Raw genomic sequence first — 6,913 nt, forward strand, 5'->3', positions numbered from 1 at the left:
GAAAGAATGTCTTCGGAAAAGTCACGGCCTGCTACCTGCATCGAAAAAGAATAGGGCGAATCGGTCCCCGTGTCCAGCATTAAATGTGGGACACGATCAGCTGCGCCAGGAGAGGGATCTAGCGATGAAATAGAGAGCCAAGAATTCCTCTCTGCGACCGATGAAACCTTGGTAAGCTTCCCGCAAAACGGTACTACCTTGCTTGACCTGTTCGATAATTCGTCGCAGGAGTGGCGAGGCCCTCTTCCATCTGAAGAAGGCGACATAAATTTTTACTTCAGACCATCGGGCAATGCATGAGCTGGACAAACCACACGTTCACTTGTTTCCTTCATGCAATCGTCCTGGGGTCTAAAGGATTACGTCGCTAATCTTGAAGAATGGAATCGTTGCGAGATGCGGCTCACCTTTAGGACTTGCGCAAGCGCGTCGGCGCGGTCAAGAGCCGGCTCGTCACGCTGAACGTGCACGACGCGGTGATGCAGTTGACCGAAGGCAGTTGTGACCTGCTCATCGCCTATCACCATCCGTCGCGGCCACTGCAGTTGAGCCCCGACCGCTACGAGATGCTGAGCCTCGGCCATGAGACGCTCGCAGCGTACGCGAAGGCAGACGATGCAGGCCAGCCGATGTTTCATCGTTCCGGCCGGGCCATCGACCAAGCTGCCCTTCCTGAGCTATGCGTCCGGCGCCTACCTGGGCCGCCTGGCCGAATTGATCGTCAAGCTCGCACCGTCGCCACTCATCCTCCACCCGATCTACGAGACCGACATGGCCGAAGGTCTCAAGGCAATGGCGCTTGAAGGCCATGGTCTTGCCTTCCTTCCGGTCAGTTCGGTGAAGAAGGAACTGAAAAGCAAGCGCCTTGTGCGAGCTGAGACTCACGTCCGGTTCTGTGAGCGCCTGGAGGGAGGTTCCTCCGGGCGACTCGACCGAGCGTGCCGAGTGCATTGCACGCAACAGCGCCACGACAAGAACAAGCTTTAAGCGCTGCATGCGCCCGAGGTCGAGTGCATCGGCAAGGGCAAGGCGCTGATGATCGGAGCCAGGAGTTTCCCCGGCAATCCATACGACGGGCACACCCTTGCCGCGCAACTCGAGCAAACCAACACCTTGCTGCAGGACTTGGGACGCAGCCCCAAGCAGGCCATCGTGGACATGGGGTTTCGGGGCGCGGATGACGACAACCCCGGCATCGAGATCATCCATCGAGGCAGGGACCAGACACTGACGAGCCGGCAAAAGCGCTGGCTCAAGCGCCGACAGGCCATCGAGCGGCCTTGTAGGCTGCCGACCAGTTTTACTCGCTCGCGTTCTGAGCCGGACTCTCTGCTTCGGCTCTCACACGTCACAACGCCCTTGACGCGACAGAGCCCTGCCGAGAACCAGTGAAACCGTGGTCGAGCGTGTCAAAAGCGGGCTCCAGTCGTGGTCCGGTTTCCCGCCCGCGTCGAGCGCGGCGGGGATTCCCAAGCGCTATCACCTCGACCATTCCAGGTTTCGCTTGAAACCAGCAAAGTTCTTCGGGCAAGCACCAAGCACTTCGCATCCATGAACACGCAATGGCGGGCTTGAAAGATGATCCGAGAGCACGGAAGAGCTTCCAAAGGAGGCGCCGCCACAGCACTTACCTCCACCATGAAAACCAATCAATCAACCAACGACCACGTTTCGGGCGCCGCTTACACCGCGGACGCCACCCGCCCGTCAACTTCACAATCGTCGATGCGCCCCAGTTCGGCGCCCCCGCTCTCTGCGGGAGCTATCGGCGCGCTCAGGGGACGCTCACCAATGGACGTCAGCAGCACGGGTGTCTTGGCGCCACGAATGAACCTGCTTGAGGTGCCCCAGCGTAGCTTGACCGACCTTCCGCGCCATCTCCAGTCGGCAATCGCCGATCGCGCCAAGATGGGCGCCATCTCCTTGGCATTGAGCAGCAAGCAAATGCTTGAAGCGACCTCATCCATGGCGACCAAAGCAATGCTGCTAGAGCGCTTGAAAGACTCTGACAACGCGGAAGTCGTACGAGATGTCCTGTCCCAAGTGTCCCGCAGCATGCCGGATTTCGATCACGAGATGCGCAGTGAAGTCCTGCGGGATGTCGCCTACCGGATTCAGTGGACTGAAGAGGACCAGCAAGACCTTCTCCTGGATGAGTTCTTGAGAACTGTCGGGGAACTCGAACCTGCGCAGCGCACAGATGCGCTTACGGCGCTGGCCCGCGCGGGCATCCAAGGCCCTCAGGGGCCGGGTCTGGGTCTGTCTCTGGTCGAGAAGATGCTGGAGGTGATCAATCTCGAGAGCCTCTCGCAAAGAGCGGCGCCTCTGGCGGCGATGGCCAAGTCGCTGGCCGAAGGGCTGGCGCTACTTGAGGAGCAGTCAGAGGCGCAGTCAGAGGCGCAGTCAGAGGCGGGGGAGCCATTGGTAGAGCCCTCTGAGTTCGGTTCTGACGATGGGACTGCGCCGAGCTTGGCGGCTGTGCCTCCGACTGAGCAGGAGGAAGTGTTTGGCCCGGAGTTCGACGGGCAGCAGATCTTGGAGCTGGCTTTGGAGGATCTGGATCCGCACCTAGAGGCTGATCCGGAACTGCCCCCGGAGGTTGAACCGGAGCCGGTTCCCCCGGCTCAAATGTTTGCGATCCACTACTCGCTCTTGCAGCAATCGATCGAGGCCCTCGGGGGGCGGGCTGATGCCGCCATGCCTCTGGCCGCGTTGGCCCAAAGCCTGTATCGCTTGGGCCAGCATATTCCACTGCAACGAGAGTCATTTGATTTCATTGCGCGCGAGGTCGAGCGGCTTCCCGCGAACTCTCGAAGCTTGACGCTGGAATGGCTCGCCACCTCAGTCGCCGCAGTTGAACAAGAACCCTTGCGCAGCTTTCTTCAAGTCGCAGCGGCGATAGAGAGGGTTGGGCCTGAACATGCAGGGGCTGCGCTGCAAATGCTCATCGCGAATTCCGAAACCATGCCGCCATGGTTGAAGTCGGCCACCTTGGATCCCATTTCTCGATTGGTCGAACAGATGCCACCCAAACCGCGCGCATCCATGCTGGCCAATCTCGTGTATTACATCGAGCCGCAGGAGGACGGCGAGGGCGAGCATCGCGGGCAATTGCGCGCCCTGGTGCTGCAAGCCATCGAACGCCTCCCCGACGAATTCCGGGGCGTTGCGATTGCGGGACGTCCGTGGCTGGTTGTGAAAGATGGCCAAGCCTCCATCGATGAGCAACGGTTCGATGAGATCGCGAGCAGGGTCGCGCAACTGCCTGCTGAGCACCGCGCAGGGGCACTGGCAGCGCTCGCTTCAAAGATCTCCTATCTGGCGGAAGACAAGAGGCAGCCTCGGCTCGACCACCTGCTCAGGCTCTGCGAGCAAGTTCCTGCGCACGAGCAAGGCAAACCATTGTCTGAACTGATCCGGAAACTTGAAACCCTGATGGATGAGGAGACTCGCGATCGCCTCTGGAAGAAGGGGATGCATATGACTGGACAGCTTTCCCCCGAAGGCCGAGCCGAGTGCATCCCCGTGCTTGCCGATCAGATCCGCAGCCTGTCGCCTTCCCTGCGCGAGGACGCCCTCGAAAGTCTCTCGCATGCCGCTGCAGAGTTGCCACAGAAGCTCCGGAGAAACTCCTTGCATGAGATTGCAAGGGCAATTCAACTGCTTCCCGATGAAGCGCGCCAGGAAGCGTTCGACAGGACGCTGGGCATGATGGGTGGGCTCCCGGCAGACCATCGCGCCTCCGTTCTCGCAGCGCTGGCCTTCACGGCCACAAGCTTGCCCGAAGATCTCACATCCAAGGGCGATGGGCTCGTCGCAACGAGAGCATTCGACGCGATTCTGCAGTTGATCGAAGGTCTTTCGGACACGGACCGCCCCCATGCCTTGGAATTCCTCACGCACGCTCAGGAGAAAGTGGTCGAGAAGGGACAGGTGGTGGACCACATTTTGGAGGCAATCAATCGTCTTCCGGTTGAAAGAAGCGGCCGCCTGCTCACCTTGCTACTTGACAAAATCGGGTGGAGTTCGGGCGATGTCATGAGTTCGGGCGACGTCATGAAGCGACAGCTCGCGCAAGCGTTCTCCATACTCGACAAGTTGCCCGCGCATGATCTCGGTGAAGCCCTCGGCACACTTGCTGCCCGCCTGCCAATGGAACTGCTCGACCCCGGCACGAGAAGCCATGTATTCCCGCATATGCTTGGCCTTGCCGAGCGAGTTCCAGGTCGGGACGTGGAAATTCCCCTGCTGGCTCTCGCAACCCTTCTGCGCTGCGTCCCAGAGCCTCAGCAGATGCAGCAAGCGTTCGATCAGCTGCTAGAGATGACCCGCAAGCACGAGCATCATCTGCCGAAAGAGACGCTGGGGCCTTTGCTCAAGCTGTTGGCCATGCACCTTCAGGCATTGCCGGAGCGCGAGTCTGCATGGAATGGCCTTGATTCGCTGTTATTGCACAGGGACTTGAATTTTGATGATTTCGACGGCGTGCTGGCGGGGATGATGTCTGCGGCCCCTTGGCTGGAACACTCGATACAAGTCAATGCTGTTGACGGCCTGCTGGGATCAGTTGAACGCGCCAAGTCTGAGCAAAACCTCATTTTGGACCAAACCGTTTTGGCACTCGCCCACGCGATTCCCAATCTGTCGCCAAGGCTGCGCGCGCAGGCATTCAACGTCGCCTTGGAAAGTATCCGTGCAGACGAAAATGGAGTTTCTCTCCAGCGCATAAAGTTTGAAACGCTGTCAGGGCTTGCCAGCTCGGCAGGCTCCCTCCCAGGGCTCGCGTCCCGCAACGCGGTCGACGCGCTGCTCGAAGTGATCCCATCCCTTGTGAGCCACAACGACCGAAAAGAGGTGTTGATCGAGCTGGCGCGAAAAGCCCTGCCCGGCGTGCTCAAGCAGCAGGCACCGATTGCGGAGCGCTTGTGGCGCCGAACCCGGTCGCATCCGAGTCGCGAGCTGCTTCTTGAGAGTTTCATCGACAAGGTGTCTAAGCTTCGCGCTACCGTGCGTATGGCGGCCCTGGAGCAGATGATCAGTGACGCTGGCCACCCAGCGAGCATGGGCACGCGCCTGAAACCCGCGTTGAAAGCCCTGCTAGACACGACGCGCACAGAAATTCTTGACCGCCGAAATCGTCGGGAATCTCAGGTGGCGTAGCCGTTGAGCCCTCACCGCAACGGCCGGCACCGTTGCCGAGGGGGCTTGGCGGCGCCTGCGGAAAGGCGTACCTATTCACGGGGTAGCGAGCAGCATTGGATGCTGGAAGCGCGGGTCGCCACCTTTCTCCTGAGAGGCTGAGAGTAATTCGATCATGCCCGCTCATCACGCCAAAAGCCCCCTGCTCGTTGTTGCAAATGCTCGCCATAGCCAAGCTATGGCTGCGCTTTGCGCCTAGATCAGGCGCCTTTTGACGCGCTGCTCGGGCACGCTCGAAAAACTCTCAGCCTCTGAGTCCGCGCGCTCACTTCGCATTGACGACAATCGAGAGCGTGCTCGAGGTCGTGAGGCCGGCGCTGTCTCTTGCGGCAATCGACAGCGAATACTTTCCGGCAACTGGGCTCGGCCAGTTCAGGAGCAGCGACTGGCCGCTCACAGAAAAATTTACGCCGCTCGGCACACCGGTGATCTGAATTGACAACGAGCTGCCGCTTGGCGATGAGACTGTGATAGCGCCCGAGAGCGGCTTCCCGACGGTGCCCGTGATGGCGGGTGCCGTGATGACCGGCGGAGTTGCCGCCGCGATCACGACGCTGATCACGCCTTTACCGCTGAGTCCCGATGAGGCATTTGCTGCAGTGACGGTCACTGCATAGGTGCCCGCGACCGGCGCCGACCAGGAAATCACGCCGCCACTGGTGATCGTCATGCCGCCAGGCGCGCCGGTAAGCGTGAAGTTGGTGGCGGCCCCGCCCGAGACAGACACGGTGTAGCTGAGGGCGCTGCCGACTTTGCCGCTGACTGTCGCCGCGGAGACTATCGGTGCGATCGGAGCCGCGGGCGCCGTGACGGTGGTCCCAGCCGCGCCGCCAAGTGCCATGAGAAGGGCAGTGACGTTCGGTGTGCCGAGTCCGGTCGGCACGTCGTATCCCGTCTTGGCCGAGCAAGTGGCGCAGGTGCCATCCGAGCCCGAGGAGATGTCACCGAAGGATGCAGCATAGGTGCCCGGCACTTGCGCAATCTGCGTGTAGAGAGCGACATGCGGCGCCCCGAGAGCAGCCTTGGCCGACTGTGCGCGTAGCGCGTTGGCAACCGCGACCAGGCCCGCCCACTGCGGCGTGGAAAGGCTGGTACCGCCTGCGCTCACCCAGCTGACGGAGGAACTGCCCTTCGGCATCACGGCCACGTATTGACCAGTGTAGGGGTCGGCGTTGAACGACACGTCTGCGACCGCACGGTGGGCGAGCGTTCCGAGGCCAGGCACCTTGTTCGACTGAAACGCCGGGGTCGCGGTGTACGCGCTGATTCCGCCGCCCCCCTTCGACCAAGCGGTCTCCGAGCGCGGAGATGTCCCCGAGTACGTAAGCGTTGTGCCGCCCACGGCCAGCACGTTCGGCGATACCGCGGGCCAGGAGACGGCGCTGCCGGAGTCGCCGGTCGCCGCCAAGTACGTCATGCCGGCTGCTGCGAACGCGGAGTCGACCTGGGAGGTCCAGTTGCCCTCGGTGACGCCGAAGCTCATCGAAACAGAGCCAGGCCCCATCGCGTTGGCGAGCTTCAACCCGCCCAACAGACCGTTCAGCGAAGCATCGCCCGCCTCGATCAGGATGATTCGCGCTCGTGGCGCTGTCGCATGCGCCCATTGCACGTCAAGTGCGATCTCGGTCGCCCAGCCGGCGTCGTAGGCCGGCGCGGCAGCGGTCATTGCCCCTGAGGGGGTGCTGTAGACAACCGTGAGCGAGCAACCATCAGC

Annotated in this window: 1 protein-coding gene and 3 pseudogenes; 3 read left to right on the forward strand and 1 reads right to left on the reverse strand. The window is 61.3% G+C overall.

The genetic code is table 11. The features are described 5' to 3' along the window. Window positions 1-416: 416 nt before the first annotated feature. The 3 genes and pseudogenes from AC30NL_RS16730 to AC30NL_RS16740 form a co-directional block, all read left to right on the forward strand. Window positions 417-876: pseudogene (locus tag AC30NL_RS16730) on the forward strand (LysR substrate-binding domain-containing protein); the annotation flags it as partial. A 51-nt stretch (window positions 877-927) separates the two neighbouring features. Further along, window positions 928-1,275, forward strand: a pseudogene (locus AC30NL_RS16735) (IS5/IS1182 family transposase); the annotation flags it as partial. Between the two features lie 303 nt (window positions 1,276-1,578). Continuing rightward, entirely contained in the window at window positions 1,579-5,160 is a 3,582-nt protein-coding gene (locus AC30NL_RS16740) for a hypothetical protein (protein ID WP_489465133.1), read from the forward strand. A gap of 304 nt (window positions 5,161-5,464) precedes the next feature. Here the strand turns inward: AC30NL_RS16740 and AC30NL_RS16745 are convergent. Further along, window positions 5,465-6,913: pseudogene (locus AC30NL_RS16745) on the reverse strand (peptidase S53); the annotation flags it as partial.

The organism is Rhizobacter sp. (assembly GCA_021153565.1).
Classification (GTDB): Bacteria; Pseudomonadota; Gammaproteobacteria; order Burkholderiales; family Burkholderiaceae_C; genus Albitalea.

What these genes read in the sequence shown, in the direction of transcription:
- AC30NL_RS16740 (WP_489465133.1), top strand. Translation starts at nt 1,579, where the DNA reads ATGATCCGAGAGCACGGAAGAGCTTCCAAAGGAGGCGCCGCCACAGCA.